The sequence below is a fragment of the Methylobacterium sp. E-025 genome (assembly GCF_022829705.1).
In the GTDB taxonomy this organism is placed as follows: Bacteria; Pseudomonadota; Alphaproteobacteria; order Rhizobiales; family Beijerinckiaceae; genus Methylobacterium.
In genome coordinates this window covers 1-305 of sequence record NZ_JAKSYR010000082.1, presented here as the reverse complement: position 1 = coordinate 305, position 305 = coordinate 1, and the positions used below count along the sequence as shown (strand labels likewise).

The 305-nt window shown below is 71.1% G+C and carries 1 protein-coding gene; it reads right to left on the bottom strand.

Features of this window, described 5'->3' with window-relative positions:
- Positions 1-70: 70 nt before the first annotated feature.
- The coding region (locus tag MKK64_RS10120; protein ID WP_243934203.1) for a hypothetical protein at positions 71-305 on the bottom strand (235 nt) is incomplete at its 5' end.

Below are 305 nucleotides of genomic sequence, written 5' to 3'. Positions count from 1 at the left end.
ATAGCCGGCACCCGCGACGACACAAGGACGAGGAAGGCGCCGAGGAGGCCACGGCGGGAGAGGTCGGCCATCAGCGCGTCTCGCTCAGTTCGGCGGCGAGGTGGCTCCAGCGGCGGGCGTTGCCGAGCGCCCAGGCATGGTCCTCGCGCTTATCGGTCTCGCCGGCTGCTATGCGGTGGCGGGAGGACGTCGCGAGGCCCAGGCAGGACGCGTGATCCGTACGGGCTTGCAGGAGGCTATCTGCGGGGGAACGGATGAGGTTGGCGGAAGGGGGACCGGACCTCTGGTCGCCCGGGTGGGGCTTG